Raw genomic sequence first — 25,094 nt, forward strand, 5'->3', positions numbered from 1 at the left:
GGAGGCCTTGCGCCTGCCCGGTCATCCACACACGGGGTTTCGAACCACGCACCGTCCGCCACCTTTATCGGTGGCGGCTTCTGCATGCGCGCAAGGAGCCCTGCCATGAACCAGCCCCACTCCCCTACCCCGAACCCGATCCACGACGCGCCCGCCAACGGCCCCGCGCTGGATCCGAACACCCTCATCGCCCTGCTCCACAGCATCGGCTCGGGCGCTGCCTCCGATGGCCAGCCGTGGCCGGAACGCCATCAGATGCCCGGCCGACGCATCGCCCTGGCGGATACCGACTGCTCGCTGGCGGGCCTTCGGGTGGTGCTGGAGATCCTGCTGGCCGCGCAGCGCGCCCGCGAGAACGGTGAACTGGAGCAGTACGTTGGCCCGCGCGTCATGGAGGGCCTGATCATGGCCGGAATCGGCCTTACCGCACACGCCAGTACCCGACTGCATCCGGAGGGCTGAGTGGCGTGGTGCCGCTGGGCGGCCAACGCGCTCTGTCTTGTGGTGGTGGTTGCGGCACAGGCGCAGTGGCCGGCAACGCCGGCGCCGTCGCCTGTCGCGTTCCAAAGCATCAACGACGATCGATTCTTACAACTGCGCCGCCAGGCGATGCAGTTCGTGGACTCTCGGCCACGGCAGGGCTTCCAGTTCGTAGAGCGGCACCGAGATGCCGAGTTCCAGGTTCTTTGCCGAGGCATACCCGTGCTCTGGCTGGAGAGGCGCTCGCACCATCTGCTGTTGCAGGTCTCACTGGACGCGGAGCAGCGGGCGCCCGCCGTTCTGCAGCTTGGTACGCTGCTTCAATGGCAGCTGGAGCCGGTGGGCTATCTGGAGCAGGTGCTGGCTGACGTGCCGGAACCTGTTCTGTTGGATCGGGTGCTGCAGATGTTCGGGGGCGAGGTGTCTGAGGGCGCGCGATGTGGCCCGCACTAGTCACCTGCGCGACAGGCATTGGCCCAGTGACCATGCGGGTCACCTCCCGGCATCGATCCAACCCGCATCGCGCGCACGCGCAAGATCTTCTGGCGTATCGATATCCAGGGCCAGTTCCGGCGCCTGCAGGACATGCACCGTATCGACAGGAAGTTGCCGCAGGCGCGCTCCGAATCCGCGGTCACCGGCTGCACCGACAGCGGTGAACCAGGCGCGCGGCACGACTGCGGGAACGCCAAGCGCATTTCCGTGGCGGGTGCCCGCGCACGTTGACGCTGCGGCGCGGGCACCCGAAAGCAGCGCCTGCAGATGGGAGCGCTCGATTGCAGGCTGGTCGCACGCCACGACCATCACCGCGGTCACCGTGGGCAGCAGGTGTGCGCCGGCAACCTGCAGACTGCTCGCCAGGCCACGCTCCCAGTGGTGGTTGGATACCGGAGTGGCATCCAGCCCGGCAATGCTGGATGTCACTGCCGGTGCGTTCGCGCCCACCACGACCAGCACCTGCGCTGGCGCGAGCTCCCGCGCCAACCGCACCACGCGGTGTACCAGGGTCTCGCCCTGCCGGGTGAGGAGCTGCTTGGGCTGGCCAAGTCGGGCGCTCCCGCCGGCAGCAAGCACGATGACCGCATGCGCGTCAGTCACCTGCCGTGCGCGCTTCGCCATTGCTGCAGCTGCGCGGCGATGCTGAGCGAAATCGCCTCTGGCCCTCGGCCACCGATGTTCAGGCCGACCGGTGACCGAAGTCTCGGGGAAAGGCGGTGGCGCTGATCCGGGGTCAGCAGCTTGAACAGGTCCTCGCGCCTTCGCCGCGGACCCAGCAGTCCAATGAACGCGACGTTGGTATCAGCCAGGGCCACCAGCGTCTCCCTGTCCAGTTCGAAATCGTGATGCATCACCAGTGCCGCGTCGCACCGGTCGCCATGAAGGGCCTCGGCCGGGCTGGTCTGAAGATGCGCATCCGCGCACTGCCCGGCTGAGGCCCAGCGCGCTCGACGTTCGGCCACGCTGACCCGCCACCCCAGGCCGCGCAGCAGCGGAACCAGGAAGGGCGTTTCGGGACCGCCCCCCAACACCAGGGCCCGCGGAAGCCGAGGCAACGGCAAACACCACGCACCCTCGCCAAAGGGCTGCGTACCCTCCATGGGATGCAGCTGCCACGCCTGCTCGCGATGGCCGGCACGGAAAACGACCTGCCCCGACGTGCGAAGGTCGCGCTGGAGTGACACGCCCTCGCGCAGCCAAGCCTCGATGACGTGGTCGAAGCCGGCCATGGCACGCAACGGCAGGAGCGCAATCCGAAGCCGGCCGCGGCAGCCGAGCGCGGACCCGCTCAACAGGTCGTCGTCACTGCGGGTGTCGATCTCGATCCAGTCGACCTGCCCTGCCGCACTTACCTGCTCCGCGCGTCGCGCGAGCTCGGGCTCCAGGCATCCGCCGCTCAGCCAGCCGACCTGGCTGCCGTTGCAGAACAGCACCATGTCGCCGGCACCGGCGTAGGTGGAGCCATCGGTTTCCAGCACCAGCGCGAGCACGGCGTGCTCCCCCGCGCGCACGCGCGTCAAGGCCGTCTCGAGCACGCCGCGCGGGCTGCCTTCGGCGAGGAAGCCCGGCGCTGCGGACAGGTCCTCGGCAAGATCGCCGGGCTCCCCTCCGCCTGCCGCTGAAGCCTCCAGCGCGGGTGAGGCTGCGGATCGGTCCATGGGCAACGTCAGCCTATGTCGGGCAAGCCGGGCAACAGCTTGTCCAGGGTGATGGGATAGCTGCGCACGCGCACGCCGGTTGCGTTGTAGATCGCATTGGCGATCGCGGCGCCAACCCCGCAGATGCCCAGTTCACCCACACCCTTGGCCTTCATCGGCGAGATCACCGGATCCAGCGTGTCGAGGAAGACCACTTCCTGGTACGGGATGTCGGCGTGCACGGGAACCTCGTAGCCGGCCAGGTCGTGGTTGATGAACAAACCAAGCCGTTTGTCGACCACCAGCTCCTCCATCAGGGTCGCGCCCGCACCCATCACCATCCCGCCGATGACCTGGCTGCGTGCAGACAGCGGATTGAGGATCCGGCCGCCGTCGCATACGGCAAGCATGCGACGAATGCGCGTTTCTCCAGTGTAGGCATGCACGGCGACCTCGCAGAAATGCCCTGCATAGGTGCCGACGTCGTAGCCTTGTTTGAAGTCGCCGAAGGCAATGCCGTCCTCCGCCGACAGGGTTCCCGCCTCCGCCAGCTTGATGGTCCGACCACCCGCTTGGATGCGGCCATTGGCGAAGTCTGCGGTGTCGCCGTCGAAGCCGAGTTTCTCGCCCACCTTGCGGCGCAGGCTGACGCACGCAGCGTACACGCCCGCGGTGGAGCTTGCCGCGCCCCACTGGCCGCCGGAACCGGCGGAGGCGGGATGACGGGAGTCACCGAGGGTGACGTGGACCTGGTCCAGCGGCACGCCCATGGTCTCGGCTGCCGTCTGCGCGATGATCGTGTAGGAGCCAGTGCCGATGTCGGTCATGTCGGTCTCGACAATCACGCCGCCCTGGCCGTCAAGCCGGACCCGCGCCGCCGACTTCATCGTCGGTGCGCCGCGATAGCCCGCGGACACGCCCATGCCGACCAGCCAATGCCCTTCCCTGACCTGCGCAGGCCGGGCGTTGCGCTTGTTCCAGTTGAAGCGCTCCGCACCTTCGCGGAGGCAGCGCACCAGGTTGCGGTCGGAGAACTTCTTGGACGGGTCGCCGGGCACGACCTCGGGCTCGTTGAGGATGCGGAACGCGATCGGGTCGAGACCCAGCTTCTCGGCCATTTCGTCCATCGCCACTTCCAGCGCCATGTGGCCCGGTGCTTCGCCCGGTGCGCGCATCGCATTGCCTTCGGGCATGTCGAGCGTGGCGATGTAGTTGGCCACCAGGCGGTTGGCGCCTGCATAGAGCTTGGGCGTCTGCAGGGTACCGTTCTCGCCATCCTCGCCGTTGATATTGCCCGACCAGTTCTCATGGGCGATGGCGGAGATCCGGCCATCCTTTCCGCAGCCGATCCGCACGCGCTGGAGGGTGGCGTGCCGGTGCGTGGTGTTGTTGGGCATCAACGGGCGTTGCAGCGCGATCTTCACCGGTCGCCCGACCTGCTTGGCCGCCAACGCGGCCAGCACCGCGTCGGCACGGATGAACAGCTTGCCGCCGAAGCCGCCGCCGACATAGGGCGAGTCCACGCGCACCTTGGCAGGATCGATGCCGAGGATCGCCGCCATGCCCTGCCTGGCCCAGTCGATCATCTGGTTCGCCGTCCACAGCGTGAGCGTGTCACCCTCCCAGGCGGCGATGGTGGCGTGCGGCTCCATCATCGAATGACTTTCGTCGGAGGTGTGATAGGTCTCGTCGAGCTTGACCGCGGCGCTCGCGTAGGCGGTGTCGAAATCCCCCAGCGCCTGCCGGTCGGGCTTGCCGTCACGCCCCTTTGCCAGCGGTGCGGACGGTGCCAGGGCCGGGAAATCGAAGCGGCCCTTGCTGCGCTCGTAGCGGGTGCGGATCAGCGCCGCGGCGGCGCGGGCCTGCTCGAAGGTCTCTGCCACCACGCAGGCGATGGCCTGGTGGTAGTGGGCCACTTCGGGTCCGCCGAACAGCGGCGCATTGTTCCAGTTCGATTTGCCGACCGGCTTGGTTTCCGGTGCGGTGATGACCGCCAGTACGCCGGGCGCGGCACGTGCGCGGGAGGCATCCATCGAAATGATGCGCCCCTTGCCGATGCCCGCACCGACGATGTAGCCGTAGGCCTGGTTTGGCGCCACGTCGTGGCGCTCGTAGGCATAGGGGGCGGTGCCGGTGGTCTTTCGTGGACCGTCGATGCGCGGCGTCGACTTGCCGACGACCTTGGCCTTGTCGAACAGGTTGTCGCCGGCGGGGGCGTTGAATTCAAGGGGCATCAGCGCTCTCCTTCCACCAGCACGGCTGCGAGGGTGCGCTCGGCGAGCGCGATCTTGAACGCATTCTCCCGCGTCGGACGGGCACCGGCGAACACCTGCCGGGCCGCGGCCTTTACGCCGTCGCGCAGCAGCGGTTCGGCTGCCTCGACGCGCCACGGCTTCGGCGCAACTCCACCGAAGGCGAACCGCGCCGAGCCGTCTCGCTGCACGACCGCGGCGACCGACACCAGTGCGAACGCATAGGACGCGCGGTCACGTACCTTGTGGTACACGTGCCGACCGCCCAGAGGCTTCGGCAGCGTGACGTGGGTGATCAGCTCACCGCGCTGCAGCACGTTGTCCTGCTGCGGCCTGTCGCCGGGGGAACGATGGAAATCGGCAATCGGGATGCTGCGCGTACTGCCGTCACCGCTGACGGTCTGGATCGAGGCGTCCAGCACCCGCAGGGCCACCGCCATGTCGCCCGGATAGGTCGCGATGCAGCTGTCCGAGGTGCCGATCACGCCCATCTGCCGGGAGAATCCCTCGAGCGCGCCGCAGCCTGATCCGGGCAGGCGCTTGTTGCAGGGCAGATGGGGGTCGTAGAAATACGGGCAGCGCGTGCGCTGCAGCAGGTTGCCGCCGGTGGTGGCTTTGTTGCGCAGCTGCCCGGAGGCGCCTGCCACGATCGCGCGGGTCAGCACCGCGTAGTCGCGGCGCACGCGCTCATGCGAGGCCAGCGCGGTATTGGTGACCAGCGTGCCGATGCGCAGGCCGCCCTCGTCGGTGGGTTCGATCCTGTCCAGGCCGATGTCCTGCACATCGACCAGGTGCGCTGGCGTCTCGACCTCAAGCTTCATCAGGTCGAGCAGGTTGGTCCCTCCGGCCAGGAACTTCGCGCCCTCGGTACCGGCGACGGCCTTGGCGGCCTCGGCCGGGGATTTGGCGCGTTCGTAACTGAAGGCCCTCATGATCGCCCCCCTGCAGAGGTCACGCCAGCGACCTCTTCCATTGCCTCGGCAATGTTGGAATAGGCACCGCAGCGGCAGAGGTTGCCGCTCATGCGTTCGCGCATTTCCATGTTGGTGGCCCGGGGCCGTGCGCTGACGTCCGCCTGTACATGGCTGGGGACACCCCGCTTGATCTCGTCCAGTACCGCCACCGCCGAGCAGATCTGCCCCGGCGTGCAGTACCCGCACTGGTAGCCGTCATGCTTGATGAAGGCGGCCTGCATCGGATGCAGGTCATCGGGGGTTCCGAGCCCTTCGATGGTGGTGATGGCATCGCCCTGGTGCTGCACCGCCAGGCTGAGGCACGCATTGATGCGCTCACCGTTGACCAGCACGGTACAGGCACCGCATTGACCGTGATCGCAGCCCTTCTTGGTCCCGGTCAGCTTCAGATGTTCGCGCAGGGCATCGAGCAGCGTAGTCCGCGTGTCGAGCTCAAGCTCCCGCCGCTTGCCGTTGACGGTCAACGCCACCGTGCTGATGACCGGCGGCCTGGGCGGCGGGGGCGTCGCCAGTTCGGCGGCGAGCGATGACGCCCCCGGTGCGGCGGACATTGCCACGGTCGTGACGCCGCCGGCGATCACCTGGCGACGCGTCAACTTCATTCCTTCATCACAACTTGGCACAGTGACCTCCTGGCGTTCGGGAAAATCCCGTGGCTGGATGGACGCGCTCACACTACCCAAGCGGCACTATGCCCGTCTGCGGGGCACAGATCTGTGAAGTCGGTCGGAGGCGCGCCGGCATCATCGGCCGAGCCTGCTGGCCGGTCATCCTCAACGCCGCCTCTGGCAAGAGTGCGCCACTGACACTGATCCGCGCCACTTCCTCACTGATGCATGCACATCCGGCATCGCCCGGACGGAGCGATCCATGCCTGGGAGTTCGAAGAAAAGGGCAAGGAATTCACCGTGCGCGGCGACGAGCCGTTGGTCTTCAACAGCATGACCCACGTCATCAATGCCGCACTGGATGGCTTGGGCTTGGCATACGCACCGGAACCGCTGGTGGCCGAGCACATCGCGCAAGGCAGGCCGAAGGAGCACTTTCCCGACCATCATTCTTTTCGAACCTCAAGCTGACGTTGAATCGCGACGCGAACACGTTCGGCAGCATCGAGGCTGACGCGCTCCTCAAGCACATCGGCCAGATCGTATAGCTGCTCCGGCCGCAGGCCGATGTTCATGCTGATCCCAATGTGGGACTGCAATTGGGGCTCCACCCCGTACATGGCGGCCAGCATGCTGACCGTAGCCAATTCGCGGCTTTGCCAATCAAGATTGTCGCGCTCGAAGATGTCGCCGAAGAGGTGCGTACGGAGGTATTGATTTGCTTGCGGGGCAAAATCGAACAAAGGCCCTGAGACAGGAGCGCCGGCCAGCCTGGTCTGGTTTGCCGTGCCTGCAGCGAGCAAGGCATCGCCTGTGGGAATCGGCTTGCGGGGCTCGCGGCCGGCGTCATCCTGGATGCCCTGCTGTCTACGCGCATCCGCCACCTTCATCAGTTCGCTCAACGCGTTCAGGCTCCGAGGAAACCCCGCATAAGCGTAGAGCTGCATCAGGACCTCTCGCGTTTCGGCCAGACTCAATCCCGCGTCCAGGCCCTGGTTCAACGCCTGATGAAGGCCATCCAAGTCGCCGGCCGCTGCGAAGGCGCCGATCGGAATGATGGCTTTCCGGCGCGGATCCAGTTCAGTTGTGGGGGCTTGATTTGATTTGGTGTGCATCGCTATTCCTTCGTGTGCGAAAGCCATCCGACCTGGAACGGCAGCAAGCGTCGCCGCGCCCAGCAGATTGGCAAGAAGGCTGGGCCCCAAGATAGGCAGCCAGCCTCTAGAACGACTCAATGCGGACCTCCACGGCCCCGGTCTTGCGAAGGAGCTGCAGCCCTCCTTCGATGCGACCCAGCCTTACGAGACCCTTTGAATAGCCAAAAGGCCTGTGAAAAATCGCCAGGTTTCCCCAAGGCGCATAGAAGGCCATATCACCTGCCACGGGCGTGATTCCCTCCGGCTCGCCCTCCACGTTCAGACTGCGCGGCAGCTGCGCAATCTTCTCAGTCGCGGCGTAGTCTTCAAGTTGCAGGGTCAGCGGCAACTGAGCAATGAACTCGCGTGCAGGAAGGCTGTCCTCCAGGGTGGCTGACAGCACTTGATCATTGATGATCAGTCGAATTTTCATGGGATGACTCTCCTGATTGGCCTCAGTTCTGGCGGCAGCGACGGCTGGATGATCGGGCGCGGCTGAGCAAGCTGCTACCGCCCCAAAAGCAGCGAGGAGCACGAGCAGCTTCGCCGTTATCGAAGTGAGGCGTGTCATCGCTTCGGAACCCCTGTGGCAATCGCCGCAGCTGACGTGTGCACCTCTTCAGCCGCAGTGGCGTAGGCAAGCAGCGCGGCAAACAACAGGATGCCCGCACTCGCCAAGAACGTGCTGGCAAAGCCAAGGCTGTCGAACAGCAGCCCGCCGAGGGTGGCACCCAGCGCAATGGAGCACTGAACCACCGCAACCATCAGCCCGCCGCCGGCCTCGGCATTGTCGGTGAAGGTGCGCGCCAGCCAGCTCCACCAGCCGACCGGTGCGGACGTGGCCAGCAGACCCCACGCCGAGAGCAGTGCGGCGGTCGGCCAAAGGTGGGGCCCGAGTGGAACCAGAGTGACGGCAACCAGCGCCATGAGGGCGGGAAGAATCACCAGCGTGCGGTAGAGCCCGCGCCTGATGAATGCCCCGATGGCAAGTGTGCCCACGAAACCACTCACTCCGATCGCCAGCAGAACCCACGGAACGGCAGATACCCCAGCATGCGTGACCCGCTCCAGGAACGGCCGCACGTAGGTGAACAGGGCAAACTGCCCCATGAAGAACGCGGCGCAGGCCATCATGCCCAGTGCCACCGCGCGTCGTCGCAGCAACACGACGACTCCGCCGTGTGATCGACCCTCCTCCGCTTCCATGGACGGCAGACAAACCCACTGCCAGGCCAGGGCGACAGCTGCCACCGGCAGAAGACAGAGGAATGCGCCGCGCCATCCGATCATGCTGCCGAGATAGCTGCCCAGTGGTGCCGCAATGACCGTTGCAAGGGCGTTGCCACTGTTGAATATCGCCAAGGCTCGCGGGACCTGGGCCTCCGGTACCAGCCGCATCGCGGTTGCGGCGGACAATGACCAGAAACCGCCGATCACTACGCCGATCAGCGCACGGCCTGTCATGTAGACCGGATAGTTCTGGGCCAGCGCTACCACCAGTCCCGACACCGCCATCAACGCCGTGAGGGACAACAGCAACGTTCGGCGGTTCACGCTACCCGCCAATCGCGAGATCGACAGGCTGGTCAACACCGCAAATACACCCGAAATGGCAATGCCGTAGCCGGCAAGGCCCTCGCTCACGCCCAGGTCTGCCGCCAAGGGAGTGAGCAGGCTCACGGGCATGAATTCCGAGGCGATCAACGCGAAGACGCACAGCGTCATTGCGAACACGCCGCCCCAGTTGGCGCGATGTGCGGGGGCGTCGGTGCGGCTCATTTCCCGGCCAGGCCGCGCTGGAAGAACGTGGCCAGCTTGTCAAAGGGAATCAGCTGGATGCGGTCGTACAGATCCACGTGGCCGGCACCCTTTACCCAGTAGATCTCCTTCGGCTGCCCTGCCCTTCGGTAGGAGTCCTCGCTGAACTCGCGGGAATGGGCGACGTCGCCGGAGACGAAGAGCATTGGTCGGGGCGAGATCGTCTCGATGTCGTTGAAGGGATAGAAGTTCATGAATTTGACCAGGCTGCTGAAGAGCGGCTGGGTTGTCAGTTCGGCCTTGTCACCCTTTGGCGTATAGGCGCCGCGCGGGGTGCGGTAGAAGTCGAAGAACTCACGCTGGATGGCGGGCGTGTCAGCATCGAGGTGGTTCACGGTGCCAGGCACGAACACCGGCGCCCCGCCCTTGAATTCGGCCAGACGCTGATCTGCCGCGGACTGGATCACCGCCTTGCGCTGCTCCAGCGACTGGCCACTGTTCAGCCCCTGCCGTGCCGCCGCACCCATGTCGTACATGCTGACCGTGGCGATGGCCTTGATGCGTGGGTCGATCTTGGCGGCACTGATTACAAAGCTGCCGCTGCCACAGATGCCCAAGCCGCCGATGCGGTCCGGGTCCACAAATGACTGCGTGCTCAGGAAATCCACGGCCGCACTGATGTCGTCCGAATAGATTTCCGGCGCCACCAGGTGTCGCGGTGCGCCGCCACTCTCGCCCCAGAAGGAAAGATCGATCGCCAGCGTGACGAAGCCCTGCTCGGCCAGCTTCTGCGCATAGAGCTGGGAACTCTGCTCCTTCACTGCGCCCATCGGGTGGCCAACGACCACTGCGGGGGCGCGGCTGCCGTCGGGCAGGCCTTGAGGGCGGTAAAGCGTACCCACCACCTGCATCTCGTACTGGTTGTGGAAGCTCACGCGTTCCCCCTTGACCGTGGGGCTGCGGTAGAAGTTGTCGGATCCATGGGGCGGGGCCGGCACCGGTGCGTCAGCGGCCATGGCCGAAGCTGGAACGTAGAGGCTGGCGAGCAGCGCCAGTAACAGCGTGGTGCGTTTCATGGGCGTATGGCCTCGGTTGGGGACACGGGTCGCCACGATAGGCCCCAGCCCCTATATCGATAAGCCGGTTGAAAGTTGATGCATTACTGAGTTGCGCTCACAATTGACCCATGAGCACCGTGAAAACCCATGACCTGCAAGCGTTCCTGGTAGTGGCGCAGGAGCAGAGTTTCACCAAGGCGGCCGTTCGTCTTGGGGTAACGCCCTCTGCGCTGAGCCATTCGATGCGCCTGCTGGAAGAGCGCCTGGGAATTCGCCTGCTCGCGCGGACCACGCGCAATGTCTCTCCCACTGAAGCGGGCGAGCGCCTGATGCGCTCCATCGCACCCCATTTCGAGGCCATCGGTGCCAGCGTGGAGGCGCTGGGTGACCTGCGCGACCGCCCAGCTGGAACGCTACGAATCTCCTGCACGGATGATTCCATGGAGACCATCATCCGTCCGCGGCTTGCCGGATTCCTGGACGCATACCCGGACATTACGCTTGAGTTCTACGTAGATTACGGCTTTACCAATGTGGTGGAGCAGCGCTTCGATGCGGGCATCCGGCTCGGAGAGGCACTGAGCAAGGACATGGTTGCTGTCAGGGTTGGCCCCGATTGGCGTCTGGTCGTGGTGGGCTCACCCGACTACTTCGAGAAGTTTCCGAAGCCGAAGAAGCCTGCCGACATTACGCGCCACCGCTGCATCCACATCCGACATCGCCCAAACGGTGCCATCTATGCGTGGGAGTTCGAAGAGAAGGGCAAGGAATTCACCGTGCGCGGCGACGGGCCGTTGGTCTTCAACAGCATGACCCACGTTATCAATGCCGCACTGGATGGCTTGGGCTTTGGCATATGCACCGGAACCGCTGGTGGCCGAGCACATCGCGCAAGGCAGGTTGGTGGCAGTGCTGGACAGGTGGTGCGTCCCCTTCCCCGGCTATCACCTTTACTACCCGAACCGTCGGCAGCCGTCGCCGGCATTTGCAGCGCTGGTTTCGTGGTGGAAGCTGGATAGGTGATGTTGGGCGCAGTGCAGCTCCCCTAAATTGTCCTGCATGCGCTGGAAATGGGCACCCGCGGCACCCCCGATGAACATCCCGAATCCTCGCACTATTTGAGATTGTCGAGCGATGTCTCACTTTCCAGGGAGGATTTGGCGAATTGCGCCAAACGATCCGATACGACGTCGCCTCGATATCTCAATCTACAGTGAGTTGCGGCAGACGCTTGCGTCCTACGTGCCATCCCCGCACAACAAGCTTGCGTAACGAGCACAGGCCGCCCACTGTGCGGCGGAACTACTGCGCTCCTACTGCAGCTTGCGCTGCGGCTTCCGCTGCGGCCTTCTTGAGATTCAGCTTGGCTATCCGGACCCTAACCCCACCTTCCCGATCACCAAGACGTTCAAGGACCTGGCGTTCGCTGAGCGTAAAGTGCTTCTTCCTTGTGAATGCTACGTGCGCCAGCGTCGGATGATCCACAAGGGAAGTCATGTCGCCATCGAGCACGTCCGTTTCCAGGAAAACAAAGCTCTGCAAAGAACACAAGCGACCGACGAACCGCACGTGATCGAGAGGTGAGCATTTCATGTACGTCAGGTTGAGCAGGTGCTCACCCCTCACCAGATCCGCAAAACCGCGGACGATATTGCAGTGTTCGAAACGCAGGTCACGAAGTTCTTTAAGGTCACCGATCGGATCGATGCATTCGAGCTTCGGCGCGTAACTGACGGAGAGTTCGCGTAGGCCCCGCATCGTCTCGAGCCCTTTCAGACTCTGCAGCCGATTGGAATAGAGCGAGAGCTTCTCCAGTGCGGGCAGGACGGACAACTCCGAGACGTCACCTGATGCTGATCTGAACCCGCCCAGTGCCAAGCCCTTCAAACGGTCAAGGCCTGCGTCGACGCGAAATTCTCTGGTCCACGGTTGCCCCAGCGATTCGAGCCTCGTGAAGGGCCTAATGTCGTCGATGGCGTTTGGCCCAGCGTTGGTGAAGAAGTGCTCCAGCCACTCAGCGTTCCCGCGCAGGACAGACAAATCGACTCTGTCAAACAGCATCAAGTGGAGATCGGCTACAGGAAAGAAGGCCTCAATGAAATCGATGCTCTTGAGGCCAGGGTTCTCACGATCCGAAATGCCGAGTTGCGTGTACCGCCCAGTTCGCCACAGCTCTACGCATTGGGATACGTGCTCCGCGTCCACGTAGAGCGTTCGGCCTTGCAGTTCGAATTCGAACACTGAATCAACCACTCGTGTCCGTCCGGGCATGGCAGCTTGATCGCTTTTCATGGCGGCTAGTCTGCCACGACCCGCGACTCACCGAATAGCGCGACCCTCGGGAGGTCGAGCGCCTAAGATGTAAGTACCCGTGAGACTTCGATGGCTCCACAGGCTTCGCCCCTCGACGGGATTGAAGGCTGTTAATGTGATGCGTCACGATCGGGCGCCACTACCTATTGGCACACCATCAACACTTGCGTTCCAGCCGTCACATGGATGATCAGGCATTCGCGGCAGCCCAGTCGCCCAGCGCCCGCGCCGGGATCGAGCGCGGGTGAACGAGGAAACGACGCAGCCGCTCGCCGCCCGCAAGTCGAACGACTGGTGGCGCAGCAACTGGTCACTGAACGCGAGCCTGGCGACCTTTGGTAGTCCTGTCGCATCTGCCTCGCTCACGACCCCGCCGGGCGAATGCCGACACCCGCTAGGCGTGCACCCACGACATCGACAACAGCCTTGCGGCGCAAGGCCCCAGCCTCATTGCGCCGCATGCAACGATTCTGAAAATGTTGAAAGTGGTGTCGGCATCAGCCCTACTGCGTTGGCATCGTGCACAGCCAGGGGTATTCCTGTTCATGCCACCGAAAACGGGTGGCCGAGGCCTCGAAATCCTCGGTTGTGCAAGAGAAGTATGCGCTTGCCAGCCGGCACCACGTTCTGTGGTGCCGGCTGGCAATCCGTCGGCCGGCTATGGCGGGCGGTGCGTGGGGGCCTTGTGCCCGCCGGGAAGATTGCACACCGGATTTCGAGCCCCGCACCGTCCGCCACCTTTATCGGTGGCGGCTTCTGCATGCACGCAAGGAGCCAGTCATCAACCCGCCCCACTCCCCTGCCCCGCACCCGATCCACGACGCCTCCGCGAATGGCTCTGCGTTGGACCCGAACACGCTCATCGCCCTGCTGCACAGCATCGGCTCTGGCGCCGCCTCGGATGGCCAGCCCTGGCCTGAACGCCATCAGATGCCCGGCCGACGCATCGCGCTGGCGGATACCGATTGCTCGCTGGCTGGGCTACGCGTGGTGCTGGAGATCCTGCTGGCCGCGCAGCGTGCCCGCGAGAACGGCGAACTGGAACAGTACGTCGGTCCGCGGGTGATGGAGGGCCTGATCATGGCCGGACTCGGCCTCGCCGCACACGCCAGTACGCGCCTCCATCCGGAAGGGTGAGTGGCAGGGTGCCGATGGGCGGCCACGGCGCTGTGCCTCGTGGCGCTAGTCGCGTCGCCAACGCAGTGGCTTGCCCCGCCCGTGCCTTCGCCCATCGGGTTCCAGAACATCCCCGACGATCGCTTCCTGCAACTGCGCCGCCAAGCGATGCAGTTCGTGGAAGCTCGGTCACGACAGGGCTATCAATTCGTCGATCAGCGTGAGGGCGCCGCTTTGCAAATCTATTGCCGCGACGTTCCGGTGCTGTGGCTGGAGAGGCACCCGAATTATCTGCTGTTGCGGGTATCACTGGATGCCCGGCAGCGGGCGCCGGCCGTTGTGCAGTTGCGGGCCCTTCTTCAATGGCAGATGGAACCTTTGGGCGTTCTGCAGCAGGCGCTGGCCGGGGTGCCTGAGCCTGTTCTGATGGAGCGGGCGCTGCGGGTTGTTGCTGCTGAGGTGCCTGATGGGGCGCGATGTCGCCCGCAGTAGCCGAGCGTGGCTCGGCTCTACAGGGACGTTGGTTGCGAGGGTTCGGGTTCGTGGATGGAGCCTTCAAGCAGGGCGACGTAGGTATCCAGGCGCGAACGCAGCCCGATCAATAGCCATCCTGTGAGGTATAGCAGTACGAGGGCGTAGATGATGAAAGCACCCAGCGCGCCAACATCAAAGGCGCTGCTCCAGTCACCCCATCTCCATTGGCGGAACTGCAGATAGAGGGCAATCAAGAGTGGGAATGGCCCAAGGCGCTGCAGCCCTCCGTACATTAATCCCATGCGCTCGATCATGCTGGATCGCAAGTGGCTGACATACTTGAGGCGGCGCTCACGCTCGACTCTGGGAAACTTCCGAAGCTCGGCGATCACCGCTTGCCACTGTGTAAATTCGCCATCCATTTCCTGCGCGTGCGACAGCCGTGGCTGTACGAACTGCCGGAGTCCGCGGCGGGCTGCGAGAAACCCGCCGATGACAAAACCTCCGATTTCCACCGCCAGGCAGACCCTGACCAAAACCAGTGCAGCCGTAAGCGGAAGCCATCGATCAGGCAGCTGGCTACCGAGAATGCCGATGGCGGCCGCCAGTGCGCCCACCCGGAACGCCCACGTCTCCACCCTGCCCGCTTTCGGGTAGATGCTGTGCTCAACCAGCCCCTGCACCCGCTGGTAGAGCCAGTCGAATGTCAGTTCCTGCGAATCGGTCGTTGCCGGCGGATCGACGCCGCCCCCTGCCTGCATGTCCATTGCACCCCTGCCCCGGCCGGCGCAGATGCCGGCCGCCCCATCGTACCTGAGCACGCTTCGGAAGGCGCCCCAGCGGGAATCACATGCCCAGCTCCGACAACCCCGGGTGATCATCCGGGCGACGCCCCAGCGGCCAATGGAACTTGCGGTCGCTTTCCTTGATCGGCAGGTCGTTGATGCACGAGAAGCGGCGCTGCATCAGGCCGTCCTCGCCGAATTCCCAGTTTTCGTTGCCATAGGAACGGAACCAGTTGCCGGAGTCGTCGCGCCATTCGTATGCGTAGCGGACCGCAATGCGGTTTTCGGTAAAGGCCCAGAGCTCCTTGATCAGGCGGTACTCGAGTTCCTTGTTCCATTTGCGTGCCAGGAACTGCCGGGCTTCCTCCCGGCCGTTGGTGAACTCGGCACGGTTGCGCCACTGGGTGTCGAGCGAATAGGCAAGTGACACCTTGTCGGCATCGCGGGAATTCCAGCCATCCTCGGCAAGACGCACCTTCTGCGTGGCCGATTCGAGGGTGAACGGAGGAAGCGGCGGACGGGGTTGTTCTGCGGACACGGGGAGACCTCCCATCGAAATGGATATACGGGTTGCTTCAAAGGATCTGGCGTATCCAGGCGCTAACGCTTGGCCTGTTCCAACAACAGCTTCGCGACATCCTTCGCGGTGTCTGCGGCGTCGAGATCACCCATCACGCGCGACAGGGTGATGGCGCCTTCCATCAGGATCAGTAGCTGGCGGGCCAGGTCCGCCGGCTGCTCCACATTCAGTTGTTCGGTAAGTTCCAGCGTGTAATCGAGCAGCTTCTGCTTGTGATTCCGCGCGATCTGCCGGATCGGATCGGCCGGATCGCCGACCTCCCCCGCGGTATTGATGAACGCACACCCGCGATAGCCCTCGGACTGGAACCAACTCTTGAGCGCGGTGAACATGCCGAGGATGCGCGCTTCCGGGCTGTCGGCCTTGTCGCACTCCTGCCGGAACCAGGCCAGCCAGCGCACGTCGCGTGCCTTCAACGCGGCGGCGGCCACGTCGTCCTTGTTCTCGAAGTGGCGGTAGATGCTCTTCCGCGCCACGCCCGAGGTCTTCACCAGCAGGTCCATGCCGGTGGCATGGATCCCGTTCTGATAGATCAGCGCCTCGGCCGTGGCCAGGATCTTCTGTTGCGTGTCGGTGCTGCCGTTGCTCATGGCTGCAATGTAGAACGCTCGTTCTACCCTGTCAACAGGCAATCGCGAGCGATGGGGGCGCGCACATCCATGCAAGACGATCTATCAAGAAATCCGGACACTTCATCACCCGGACGCCTGATCACAGGCGCAAAGTACGTCTCACCACCCACCCATGAGAGTTCCCGCATGAACACCTTCGCCCGTACGCTGGCGGTTGCCGCCCTCGCCCTCTCGGTCCAGGCCGGCCTGTCCGCGCAGGCCGCCGAACCGGCCAAGCCGGCTCCGGTCACCGCCATCGCGCGCACTGCCAGCTACATCACCACCGCCGACGGCGTGCAGCTGTACTACAAGGACTGGGGCCCGAAGGACGGCCCGGTCGTGACCTTCAGCCATGGCTGGCCGTTGAATTCGGACAGCTGGGAGTCGCAGATGATCTTCCTGGCCAACCATGGCTACCGCGTCATCGCGCATGACCGTCGCGGCCACGGGCGCTCCAGCCAGCCATGGGACGGCAACGACATGGATCACTACGCCGATGACCTGGCCACGGTGATCAATACCCTGGACCTGCACGATGTGACCCTGGTGGGCTTCTCCACCGGTGGCGGCGAAGTGGCACGCTACATTGGCCGGCATGGCACCGGGCGAGTGAAGAAGGCCGTGCTGATCAGCTCGGTGCCGCCGTTCATGCTGAAGACCGCCGACAACCCGAACGGCCTGCCGATCGAAGTGTTCGATGGCATCCGCAAGGCACAGATGGAGAACCGCGCCCAGTTGTACAAGGACATTCCGTCGGGCCCGTTCTATGGTTTCAACCGCCCAGGCGCGAAGGTGTCGCAGGGGCTGATCGACGCATGGTGGGCGCAGGGCATGCAGGGCGGCCACAAGAACACCTACGACTCGATCGCCGCGTTCTCGGCCACCGATTTCCGCGCCGACCTGAAGAAGTTCGATGTCCCCACCCTGGTGATCCACGGTGACGACGATCAGATCGTGCCGATCGATATCTCTGGCCGCCAGTCAGCGAAACTGATCAAGGGTGCCAGGCTGATTGTCTACGCGGGTGCGCCGCACGGCCTGACCGACACCCACAAGGACAAGGTCAACCAGGACCTGCTGACGTTCCTGCAGGAAAAGTGACTGGCCAGGGCTCCGGCGCCGCGCCGGAGCCCTCCTGTTGCCTGGCGCCCACCTTCATGTGCGCGCCGCAGTCGGCATCTGGAATGTGAACTTAGTGCCGTCGCTCTCACTTGACTGCACGTCCAGTGTTCCGCCGTGGGACTTGGCAATCTCCGAAGCAATGTAGATGCCCAGGCCAAGCCCTGGCCTGGGCAGTTCGCCCTGCTCACGCGAAAATGGGCTGAAAATCGTCCCCAGCCGCTCAGGCGCAATGCAGCCGGCGTTATGCACATCCAGCGTGAGGCGATGGGATGCGGCCTGGACTCTCAGCGTGACAGGCGCGGAGCGCTCGCCGTGCTGGGCTGCGTTGGTCAGCAGGTTGGCCAGCAGCTGCGACAGCCTGCCGGGATCGCAGACCACGCTGCCCTCGATCCGCATCTGGACGTTGATGTCCTGCCGACCGGTAGCGATCGCCACTTCTTCTGCAACCTGTTCAAGCTCCGCCTGCAAGGTGTGGCTTTCCTGGAGCGAGACCGGGATGCCTCCTCCCAGCCGCCCCCTGGCGAAATCAAGCACATCACCGATGAGGCCATCCATCCGGGTGACGCCGGCAGCGATGTGCGCGAGCATCCGCTGCTGGCGCTCGGATGTTGCCTCACGTTCCAGCGAATCGGCGGCCACGCTGATGGCCTGCAGCGGGCTGCGAAGGTCATGGCCCAGTACCGCGATGAACTGATCGCGCAGATCGGAAACACGTTGTGCCGTTGAAAGTGCTGTCTCTGCCTCCAGCAGCTGATCCTCTTTGTCGAGGTAGTTGCCAACGAGGTCGGCAAGCAGCTCCATGGATCGCTGGACGTGCGCCTCATCGAAGTTGCCCGGCGACGAATCAATGGCACACAGGGTGCCGAAGAAGCTGCCATCCGGCCGATGGATCGGCACGGAGGCGTAACTCTCCAGCCCGTAGATCCTGGGCGTATGGTGTTCGGAATACAGCGGGTGTGCACTGGCGCGCGCGAACACCACGGAGGTCGATGACTGCCTGATCTCGTCACAGAGGGTGGTTTCGAGGACCAGTTGCCCGCCCGGAACGAGCCCGAAACCCAAGGTATCCAGGGTGGCGCAGGCGGTCCACGTGGTTTCTGTCACCCGGGCAATCGCGGTGAATCTTGAGCCTGTGATATGGGCGACGGTCTCAAGGATGCGCGGCACTGCCTCAATACGACCGATCTCAGCGATGTCATTCAGCAGGTGGGGATCGGTCAGTGTGTGCATGTAGTGGCAGTCGGGCGCAGTGGTGCATCATCCCACGAATCACCCACGAACACTCAGTCCGCCCCGCCGCGTGCGTTGCGCCGCAGCGATTGCGGGGGCTGGCCAAAGGCGCGCAGGAAGGCACGTCGCATGCGTTCGGTATCACCGAAGCCCGTTTCAGTCGCGACTTCATCCATCGTGTGACGGCTTTGCTCGATCAGCACACGCGCGGCCTCCACGCGCAGGCCCTCCACTGCCTTGGCGGGGGATTGCCCGGTTTCCTCGCGGAACGCGCGACTGAACTGGCGGGTGCTCAGATGCGCGGCCTGCGCCAGTTCTTCAACGGACAAGGTGGCGCGCAGGTTGCCGCGCGCGAAAGCCAGCGCGTTCTGGATGCGATCGGACCGCGCATCCAGCTCCAGCAGCACCGAATGCTGGGACTGCCCGCCTCCGCGGCGGTGGTAGATCACCAGCTTCCGGGCCACCGCCCTGCACAGATCCGCACCGAAGTCCTGCTCGATCATGCCAAGCGCCAGGTCCAGCCCCGCACTCATGCCGGCGGAGGTCCAGATCGGGCCATCGGTAATGAAGATGCGATCTTCCTCCACCTGCGCGGCGGGAAAGCGCTGCCTGAGCGTACGTGCGTGGAACCAGTGCGTGGTGGCGCGGCGCCCGTCCAGCAACCCCGCTTCGCCGAGAAGGAATGCGCCGGTGCACACCGACGCGGTCCGGCGCGTGCGTGCGGCCGCGTGGTGGATCGAATCGATCAGCGTGCCGCTGGACGGGGCTGGCTCCAGCAGGCCGGCCACGATCATGGTATCCAGCGGCTGCTGCGCAAGCGGCGCTGTCTGCATGGCCATGCCCAGCGAGCTGGGCACCAGCCCGCCCTGTTCGGACAGCATGTGCAGATCGTAAAGGCGCGCACCTTCGGTGGCATTGGCCAGTTCGAAGGCGGACGCCGCGGCGATCGCCATGGTCTGGAATCCGGCCGGCAGGACACATCCAACACTGAGCATGGCGGGTTTTCCGGCGTGACCTGAAACGAGGTATATACGACATTTACGCCCTGCACAAGCCGGCCTAGAGTCTGCCCTGACCCCGGCGACTCCCGCCGGTTTGGACCGACCCCTGTGAACGACCCTACCCATCACGGCACCGCTCTCATCACTGGCGCATCGTCCGGCATCGGGGCGATCTATGCCGATCGCCTGGCCCACGCCGGCCATGACCTGATCCTGGTCGCGCGACGCGGCGACCGCCTGCGCCAACTGGCCGAAGCGCTGGCCCGCAGTAGCGGCCGCACCGTGGACATCGTCGCCGCGGACCTGACCACCTCCGACGGGCGTGCCGAGGTTGAAAAGGTCATTCAAGGCCGAGCGGACATCCAGGTGCTGGTCAACAATGCCGGCATCGGCGCTACGGCGCCCCTGCTGCAGTCGGACATCGGCGAAATGGAGCGCCTGATCACGCTCAACGTGAACGCCGCGATGCGCCTGGCCTACGCCGCAGCACCGGTGTTTGTGGCCCGTGGCCGGGGCACGATCATCAACATCGCCTCCATCGTCGCGCTGGCACCGGAGCTGCTCAACGGGGTCTACGCGGGAAGCAAGGCGTTCGTGCTGGCGTTCTCGCAGTCGCTCCACCATGAACTGGCCGACAAGGGCGTGCGTGTCCAGGTTGTCCTGCCGGGTGCCACCGCAACGGACTTCTGGCACCTTTCCGGCCTGCCGGTGGAGCACCTGCCACAGGGCATCGTGATGAGCGCCGAAGCGATGGTGGACGCGTCGCTGGCCGGTCTGGCACAGGGTGAAGTCGTGACCATTCCCGCGCTTCCGGACATCGCTGAGTGGGACGCCTTCGAGCACGCACGCAAGGCGATGGCACCGGGCCTTTCGCGCGCGCAGCCGGCGCAGCGCTATCTGAGCGGCGCCTGATCGGCGAACGCGTTGCAACCGCCCGGCGTGGCGCAGTGCGCTGGCCGGGCATGGCGTCGCTACAGCGCCAGTTGCCTGGCGAGGAACGGCGCTGTCCTGCTGCCCTTGGCGCGGGCCACCTGGCGTGGCGTACCCTTCGCCACGATGGCGCCGCCCGCGCCGCCTGCGCCCGGGCCGACGTCAATCACCCAGTCGGCCTGTGCGACGGAACGCATGTCGTGCTCGATCATTACCACGGTGTTTCCCGCGTCCACCAGCCGCTGCAACTGCACCAGCAGCTTGTCTGCGTCCAACGCATGCAGGCCGGTGGTGGGTTCGTCCAGCACATAGAGCGTGCGACCGCGCTGGCTGCGCTGCAGCTCGGTCGCCAGCTTGATGCGCTGCGCCTCGCCCCCTGAAAGCTCCGTGGCCGGCTGGCCGAGCCGGAGATAGCCCAGGCCGATCTCCTGCAGCAGCTGCAGCGGCCGGGCGATGGCTTCTTCACCTGCGAAGAATGCCTGTGCCTGGTCGACCGTCATCTGCAGGACCTCGGCGATGTTGCGGCCGTTCCAGAGCACCTTCAGCGTGGCCTCGTTGTAGCGGGCACCCTGGCAGGCCGGGCACGGCGCATAGACGCTGGGCATGAACAGCAGTTCGACACTGACGAAACCCTCGCCTTCGCAGGTCTCGCACCGGCCCTTGGCCACGTTGAACGAGAAGCGGCCGGCGTCGAAGCGGCGGCGTCGCGCGTCGGGGGTCGCGGCGAACAGCTTGCGCACGTGATCGAACAGGCCCGTGTAGGTGGCCAGGTTGGACCGGGGCGTGCGACCGATCGGTTTCTGGTCCACCTGCACCACGCGCTGGATGGCGTCCACATCGCCGGCCAGCTGGCCCCGGGTAGCCTCGATCACCGTGGGTCCCTCGGCCGGCGCGCTGTCGGCGCTCTCCTCCACCGGCTCGTGCCCCAGGTGCAGCAGCATCAGCTCAGGCAGGGCCTGCGCCATCAGGCTGGACTTGCCCGAGCCAGAAATGCCGGTCACCGCGGTCAGCACTCCCAGCGGCACCTGTGCGTCCACGCCCTGCAGGTTGTGGCGGTGGATGCCTTTCAGCTCCAGCCAGCTGCCGGCGCTGCGTTGCCGGCTGGCAGGCGCAGGCACCTGGTCGAACAGGTACCGCGCGGTGCGCGACGCCTCGATGCCGCGCAGGCCGTCGGGCTTGCCACTGTAGAGAACCCGCCCCCCGTGCTCGCCCGCCTGCGGCCCCACGTCCACCAGCCACTGTGCACGCCGCATCAGTTCCAGATCGTGTTCAACGACGAACACCGAGTTGCCTCCATCGCGCAGGCGGTCCAGCGCGTCGTACAGCGCCTGGCTGTCGGCAGGATGCAGTCCGGCTGAGGGCTCATCGAGCACGTACAGCACGCCGAACAGCAGGGAACTGAGCTGCGTGGCCAGCCGCAGGCGCTGCAGCTCGCCGGCCGACAGCGTGGGCGTGGCGCGGTCCAGCGAGAGGTAGCCCAGGCCCAGGTCGCGCAGCTGCCGCACACGCGCCATGACGCCGCCGGCCAACCGCTGTGCCGCCAGGCGCTTTTCTTCGGACAGGGCCGAGGTCAACCGTACGTCGGGGGCGCCTTCGTGGGTCGCGTGGCCACGGGCTGCCCGCTTCGCGCGATCGCGGGGCGTCGCACTCCTGCGCGTGCGTGCGCCGTGGCCGTGTGTACTGAAGTCACCCTGCGCAATGGGCTCGAGCAGCCCGGCCAGTTGGTCCAGCGGCAGCCGCATGAATTCACCGATGTCCAGACCGGCAAAGGTGACCGAAAGCGCTTCGGGCTTCAATCGCTTGCCCTGGCAGGCGGGGCACAGCTTGCCTTCCATGTAGCGCGATACACGCTTGCGCATCAGCGCGCTCTGGGTAGTGGCGAAGGTGTGCAGCACGTAGCGGCGGGCGCCGGTGTAGGTACCCATGTAGCTGGGCTCCAGCTTGCGCTTGAGTGCAGCACGCGTCTCGGCAGGCGTGAAGCCGGCATAGACGGGCACGGTCGGCGTGTCCTCGGTGAACAGGATCCACTCCCGGTCCTTCTTCGGCAGCTTCTTCCACGGCACGTCGATGTCGTAGCCCAGGGTAACCAGGATGTCGCGCAGGTTCTGGCCATGCCAGGCCGGCGGCCAGGAGGCGATGGCGCGCTCGCGGATGCTCAGCGACGGGTCCGGCACCATCAGCGCTTCGGTCACTTCGTAGACGTGGCCCAACCCATGGCAGGTGCTGCAGGCCCCCTGCGGCGTGTTGGGCGAGAAGTCCTCGGCGTACAGCATGGGCTGATGGGCCGGGTACGCGCCTGCACGCGAATACATCATGCGTACCAGGCTGGACAGCGTGGTCACGCTGCCCACCGATGAACGTGCGTTGCTGGCACCACGCTGCTGCTGCAGGGCTACCGCCGGCGGCAGGCCGTCGATGGCATCCACGTCGGGCACGCCCGCCTGGTCGATCAGGCGGCGCGCATACGGTGCGACGGATTCAAAGTAGCGACGCTGGGCCTCGGCGAAGATCGTGCCGAACGCCAACGATGACTTGCCGGACCCGGACACCCCGGAGAACACCACCAGGGCGTTGCGCGGAATGGAAACATCGACATGCTTCAGGTTGTGCTCGCGCGCGCCGCGGACCTCGATGCAGCCGCTGGCCGCGGCCGCACATGACGATTCGCCAAAGGGGGGGGGACATCTTCGTGATCCTGCTGGCAGTGAGCGGCACGCGCAACGGCGCACCGAGGCCCCATTGTCGCCGCGACGGGGTGAACGGGGCGAGGATCCTTCACTCCCGTTCTGCTCGGCAGCAGCGCGTCGCGGATCCCCGACCCCGCAGTGCGCCCGATTGTTAACGCCTGTTGGCTGAAGGGTTGACACCACGTTGCCGCGTCGTTGATGGGGCCGCTCACGGCCCGGTTCCTATGCTTGGCGCGCCACTTCCACAGTGGCGCTCAACGTGGAGATGCATCATGCAACGCGATCAGAAAGACCTGCCCCACCCGGACCCGGAAGCACAGCGCACCGATCCGGTCAGCCCGCTTCAGGCCAAGCTGCATAACCACCGCAATCATGAAGAGGCGTTGCAGGAGACGTTCCCGGCCAGTGACCCGATCTCGCCCTTCGTCGCAGCCCCGACGCCCGAAGAGCAGGCCACGCGCCTGGGCGAGCGGGTCAAACTGCCAGACCGCCGGACGGATGAGGAGGCCGGCGGAGGTGAGCAGTGATCCGGCGCGGCTTTGCACGCGTCGCGGCGGCAACGGCGCGCTTGTCCGGCAGTCTTGGGGCGTTCGTCGCGGCACTGGGGGTGATCATCGCCTGGGCCGCCAGCGGGCCGGCCTTCCACTTCAATGACACCTGGCAGCTGGTGGTCAACACGGGCACCACCATCGTGACGTTCCTGATGGTGTTCCTGATCCAGCACACGCAGAACGCTGACACCGCTGCACTGCACATCAAACTGGATGAGCTGATCCGGGTCAGCAAGGATGCCAACCAGGAGCTGCTGAACCTGGAATCGATGGAGCCGGCCCATCTTGAAGAGATACGCCAGCGCTACGAGGCACTGGCGAAGACCGCTGCAGACATCAAGTCCAAGAAGGAGCGCTGCATGCCCTGCGAAGCGGATGCAGCCGCCGAAGCCTGAGGCGACCGCTGCGGCGGCGTCGGCCTACAGCGATGCCGGTGTGAGGCCCTGCCTGGTCGCTAACGTGGCTGCACGCAGGATCAGGCAGTGAGCACGCACCTGGAAATCGACCTGATGATCGCGCAACTGGAGGAAATGCTGCCCACCTGGGCAGCGTTCTATCCCGAGCCGCAGTTCATCCTCATGCTCGCCGAGGCACTGGACTACATTGCGGCCAGTGCGGACCCGGATGCCCGCCTGTATTGCGTGATGCGCACCGGGCACCTCGATGCGTGCAGCGGCGAGATTCCCTGGGCAGCGCGCTATGGCGGGCGCTAGACCGCACCTCAGGCCGCGATGGCATAGGGCTCGACCAACCTGGCCAGGACATCCATCGCCGTCTCAGCCACCCCGTCGTCGTCGCCATGCTGCACAAATCCCAGCCAGTCTGCACAGGCCAGGCGCTTCAACTCCGCCGGTTGTGTCGGCAGCCAGCGCATCGGCCAGAATGGCAGACGCCGGTTACCGACCCTGCCGCGCTGCAACTCGATCAGTCCTGTATGACTGGTAGCGCCGAGTACCCGCGAGTACGCCACGCGCAAGCCGTCCTCGGGCCCCTCCATGTACTGCAGGAAGCGGCTGCCATCGAACAGCAGGACCCCGGTGACGCCGGCGTTCCGGTTGAAGCGGGCGGCATCGTCAACCAGATCGTCCAGTTTGCCGCTGCGCAGGCCCAACGGGTCACCGGCCACGGCTGGGCCCGCTTCACTTACGTATGCGACTGCCCTGATAGGCATCGGCTGCTCCGGTAGCGAATCCCCCCAGATTCCGTATCGCAAGCATAGGCCAACCACGCCGACGATATGTTCCGGCCCTGTGTATTCTGCGAATGGGTCGGCTTCTGGCAGACAAACGGTAT

28 protein-coding genes and 1 pseudogene are annotated in these 25,094 nt (G+C 65.1%); 12 read left to right on the forward strand and 17 right to left on the reverse strand.

The features are described from left to right. Positions 1-105 precede the first annotated feature (105 nt). Positions 106-462, forward strand: coding sequence for a hypothetical protein (locus NSQ78_RS11710; protein ID WP_064238537.1), 357 nt, complete (start codon positions 106-108; stop codon positions 460-462). After that, the gene (locus NSQ78_RS11715) at positions 463-933 is read left to right on the forward strand and encodes a hypothetical protein (protein ID WP_064238538.1); all 471 of its coding nucleotides are present in this window, start codon (positions 463-465) and stop codon (positions 931-933) included. It begins immediately after the preceding gene. 39 nt (positions 934-972) lie between these two features. On the opposite strand, the gene NSQ78_RS11720 is transcribed toward NSQ78_RS11715, so the two are convergent. The 5 genes from NSQ78_RS11720 to paoA are packed head-to-tail and all read right to left on the reverse strand — an operon-like array spanning position 973 to position 6,443. Next, positions 973-1,599 carry a nucleotidyltransferase family protein gene (locus NSQ78_RS11720; RefSeq protein WP_339206165.1) on the reverse strand — a complete coding sequence of 209 codons (627 nt, stop codon included), beginning with the start codon at positions 1,597-1,599 and terminating at the stop codon, positions 973-975. Next, on the reverse strand, positions 1,575-2,636 hold the full coding sequence (locus NSQ78_RS11725) for an XdhC/CoxI family protein (RefSeq protein WP_064238540.1): 1,062 nt from the start codon (positions 2,634-2,636) through the stop codon (positions 1,575-1,577). Before NSQ78_RS11725 ends, NSQ78_RS11720 begins: the two co-directional genes overlap by 25 nt. An 8-nt stretch (positions 2,637-2,644) precedes the next feature. Continuing rightward, positions 2,645-4,849 (reverse strand): aldehyde oxidoreductase molybdenum-binding subunit PaoC, encoded by a 2,205-nt coding sequence (gene paoC / locus NSQ78_RS11730; RefSeq protein WP_064238541.1) that lies wholly within the window; start codon positions 4,847-4,849, stop codon positions 2,645-2,647. Then, positions 4,849-5,799, reverse strand: a complete 951-nt coding sequence (locus NSQ78_RS11735) for a xanthine dehydrogenase family protein subunit M (protein ID WP_057494768.1) — start codon at positions 5,797-5,799, stop codon at positions 4,849-4,851. Before NSQ78_RS11735 ends, paoC begins: the two co-directional genes overlap by 1 nt. Then, positions 5,796-6,443 (reverse strand): aldehyde dehydrogenase iron-sulfur subunit PaoA, encoded by a 648-nt coding sequence (gene paoA, locus NSQ78_RS11740; RefSeq protein ID WP_339208672.1) that lies wholly within the window; start codon positions 6,441-6,443, stop codon positions 5,796-5,798. Before paoA ends, NSQ78_RS11735 begins: the two co-directional genes overlap by 4 nt. 234 nt (positions 6,444-6,677) lie before the next feature. Here paoA and NSQ78_RS11745 point away from each other — a divergent pair, with 234 nt between their 5' ends. Next, positions 6,678-6,920, forward strand: coding sequence for a hypothetical protein (locus tag NSQ78_RS11745; protein ID WP_064238542.1), 243 nt, complete (start codon positions 6,678-6,680; stop codon positions 6,918-6,920). On the opposite strand, the gene NSQ78_RS11750 is transcribed toward NSQ78_RS11745, so the two are convergent. The 4 genes from NSQ78_RS11750 to NSQ78_RS11765 form a co-directional block, all read right to left on the reverse strand. Further along, positions 6,896-7,564, reverse strand: a complete 669-nt coding sequence (locus tag NSQ78_RS11750) for a carboxymuconolactone decarboxylase family protein (RefSeq protein WP_064238543.1) — start codon at positions 7,562-7,564, stop codon at positions 6,896-6,898. The genes NSQ78_RS11745 and NSQ78_RS11750 overlap by 25 nt on opposite strands. Positions 7,565-7,670: 106 nt before the next feature. Next, positions 7,671-8,018, reverse strand: coding sequence for a cyclophilin-like fold protein (locus NSQ78_RS11755; protein ID WP_058983026.1), 348 nt, complete (start codon positions 8,016-8,018; stop codon positions 7,671-7,673). A gap of 134 nt (positions 8,019-8,152) precedes the next feature. Continuing rightward, positions 8,153-9,364 (reverse strand): MFS transporter, encoded by a 1,212-nt coding sequence (locus NSQ78_RS11760; RefSeq protein WP_064238544.1) that lies wholly within the window; start codon positions 9,362-9,364, stop codon positions 8,153-8,155. Next, positions 9,361-10,419 (reverse strand): alpha/beta hydrolase, encoded by a 1,059-nt coding sequence (locus NSQ78_RS11765; RefSeq protein WP_064238545.1) that lies wholly within the window; start codon positions 10,417-10,419, stop codon positions 9,361-9,363. The genes NSQ78_RS11760 and NSQ78_RS11765 overlap by 4 nt, the downstream gene beginning before the upstream one ends. A 110-nt stretch (positions 10,420-10,529) precedes the next feature. Here NSQ78_RS11765 and NSQ78_RS11770 point away from each other — a divergent pair. Continuing rightward, positions 10,530-11,189: pseudogene (locus NSQ78_RS11770) on the forward strand (LysR family transcriptional regulator); the annotation flags it as partial. 49 nt (positions 11,190-11,238) lie between these two features. Further along, positions 11,239-11,424, forward strand: a complete 186-nt coding sequence (locus tag NSQ78_RS11775) for a LysR substrate-binding domain-containing protein (RefSeq protein WP_308306338.1) — start codon at positions 11,239-11,241, stop codon at positions 11,422-11,424. 279 nt (positions 11,425-11,703) lie between these two features. On the opposite strand, the gene NSQ78_RS11780 is transcribed toward NSQ78_RS11775, so the two are convergent. Beyond that, positions 11,704-12,693, reverse strand: coding sequence for a leucine-rich repeat domain-containing protein (locus NSQ78_RS11780; RefSeq protein WP_188238334.1), 990 nt, complete (start codon positions 12,691-12,693; stop codon positions 11,704-11,706). An 801-nt stretch (positions 12,694-13,494) separates the two neighbouring features. On the opposite strand from NSQ78_RS11780, the gene NSQ78_RS11785 reads away from it, so the two are divergent. Together NSQ78_RS11785 and NSQ78_RS11790 are read left to right on the forward strand one after the other, a co-directional pair. Beyond that, a complete protein-coding gene (locus tag NSQ78_RS11785) occupies positions 13,495-13,851 on the forward strand; it encodes a hypothetical protein (RefSeq protein WP_080473189.1) in 357 nt (118 codons plus the stop codon). Between the two features lie 81 nt (positions 13,852-13,932). Continuing rightward, the gene (locus NSQ78_RS11790) at positions 13,933-14,322 is read left to right on the forward strand and encodes a hypothetical protein (RefSeq protein ID WP_223224787.1); all 390 of its coding nucleotides are present in this window, start codon (positions 13,933-13,935) and stop codon (positions 14,320-14,322) included. A 17-nt stretch (positions 14,323-14,339) separates the two neighbouring features. Here NSQ78_RS11790 and NSQ78_RS11795 read toward each other — a convergent pair whose 3' ends face one another. From NSQ78_RS11795 to NSQ78_RS11805, 3 genes are all read right to left on the reverse strand, one after another. Beyond that, entirely contained in the window at positions 14,340-15,071 is a 732-nt protein-coding gene (locus NSQ78_RS11795) for a hypothetical protein (RefSeq protein ID WP_064238548.1), read from the reverse strand. 79 nt (positions 15,072-15,150) lie between these two features. Beyond that, entirely contained in the window at positions 15,151-15,627 is a 477-nt protein-coding gene (locus NSQ78_RS11800; protein WP_064238549.1) for a nuclear transport factor 2 family protein, read from the reverse strand. A 62-nt stretch (positions 15,628-15,689) separates the two neighbouring features. Beyond that, positions 15,690-16,259 (reverse strand): TetR family transcriptional regulator, encoded by a 570-nt coding sequence (locus NSQ78_RS11805; RefSeq protein ID WP_064238550.1) that lies wholly within the window; start codon positions 16,257-16,259, stop codon positions 15,690-15,692. A gap of 168 nt (positions 16,260-16,427) precedes the next feature. On the opposite strand from NSQ78_RS11805, the gene NSQ78_RS11810 reads away from it, so the two are divergent. Further along, a complete protein-coding gene (locus NSQ78_RS11810) occupies positions 16,428-17,381 on the forward strand; it encodes an alpha/beta hydrolase (RefSeq protein ID WP_064238551.1) in 954 nt (317 codons plus the stop codon). A gap of 54 nt (positions 17,382-17,435) precedes the next feature. On the opposite strand, the gene NSQ78_RS11815 is transcribed toward NSQ78_RS11810, so the two are convergent. Continuing rightward, a complete protein-coding gene (locus NSQ78_RS11815; protein WP_080473132.1) occupies positions 17,436-18,632 on the reverse strand; it encodes a GAF domain-containing sensor histidine kinase in 1,197 nt (398 codons plus the stop codon). Positions 18,633-18,685: 53 nt separating this feature from the next. Further along, entirely contained in the window at positions 18,686-19,585 is a 900-nt protein-coding gene (locus tag NSQ78_RS11820) for a GlxA family transcriptional regulator (protein WP_223224786.1), read from the reverse strand. 156 nt (positions 19,586-19,741) lie between these two features. On the opposite strand from NSQ78_RS11820, the gene NSQ78_RS11825 reads away from it, so the two are divergent. After that, positions 19,742-20,545 carry an SDR family oxidoreductase gene (locus NSQ78_RS11825; RefSeq protein WP_064238553.1) on the forward strand — a complete coding sequence of 268 codons (804 nt, stop codon included), beginning with the start codon at positions 19,742-19,744 and terminating at the stop codon, positions 20,543-20,545. A 59-nt stretch (positions 20,546-20,604) separates the two neighbouring features. Here the strand turns inward: NSQ78_RS11825 and NSQ78_RS11830 are convergent, their stop codons facing one another. Further along, positions 20,605-23,268, reverse strand: coding sequence for an excinuclease ABC subunit UvrA (locus tag NSQ78_RS11830; protein WP_339208675.1), 2,664 nt, complete (start codon positions 23,266-23,268; stop codon positions 20,605-20,607). Between the two features lie 254 nt (positions 23,269-23,522). Here NSQ78_RS11830 and NSQ78_RS11835 point away from each other — a divergent pair, with 254 nt between their 5' ends. The 3 genes from NSQ78_RS11835 (at position 23,523) to NSQ78_RS11845 (ending at position 24,514) form a co-directional block, all read left to right on the forward strand. After that, complete coding sequence (locus NSQ78_RS11835) at positions 23,523-23,777, forward strand: hypothetical protein (protein ID WP_064238555.1); 255 nt, start codon at positions 23,523-23,525, stop codon at positions 23,775-23,777. Beyond that, on the forward strand, positions 23,774-24,196 hold the full coding sequence (locus NSQ78_RS11840) for a low affinity iron permease family protein (RefSeq protein WP_049469411.1): 423 nt from the start codon (positions 23,774-23,776) through the stop codon (positions 24,194-24,196). The genes NSQ78_RS11835 and NSQ78_RS11840 overlap by 4 nt, the downstream gene beginning before the upstream one ends. 87 nt (positions 24,197-24,283) lie before the next feature. Next, entirely contained in the window at positions 24,284-24,514 is a 231-nt protein-coding gene (locus NSQ78_RS11845; protein WP_064238556.1) for a hypothetical protein, read from the forward strand. An 8-nt stretch (positions 24,515-24,522) separates the two neighbouring features. Here NSQ78_RS11845 and NSQ78_RS11850 read toward each other — a convergent pair whose 3' ends face one another. Beyond that, positions 24,523-24,972 carry a BLUF domain-containing protein gene (locus NSQ78_RS11850; protein ID WP_057494785.1) on the reverse strand — a complete coding sequence of 150 codons (450 nt, stop codon included), beginning with the start codon at positions 24,970-24,972 and terminating at the stop codon, positions 24,523-24,525. Positions 24,973-25,094: the final 122 nt, after the last annotated feature.

Origin of the sequence: Stenotrophomonas sp. FSL W7-1447 (assembly GCF_037966425.1) — a bacterium.
In the GTDB taxonomy this organism is placed as follows: Bacteria; Pseudomonadota; Gammaproteobacteria; order Xanthomonadales; family Xanthomonadaceae; genus Stenotrophomonas; species Stenotrophomonas pavanii.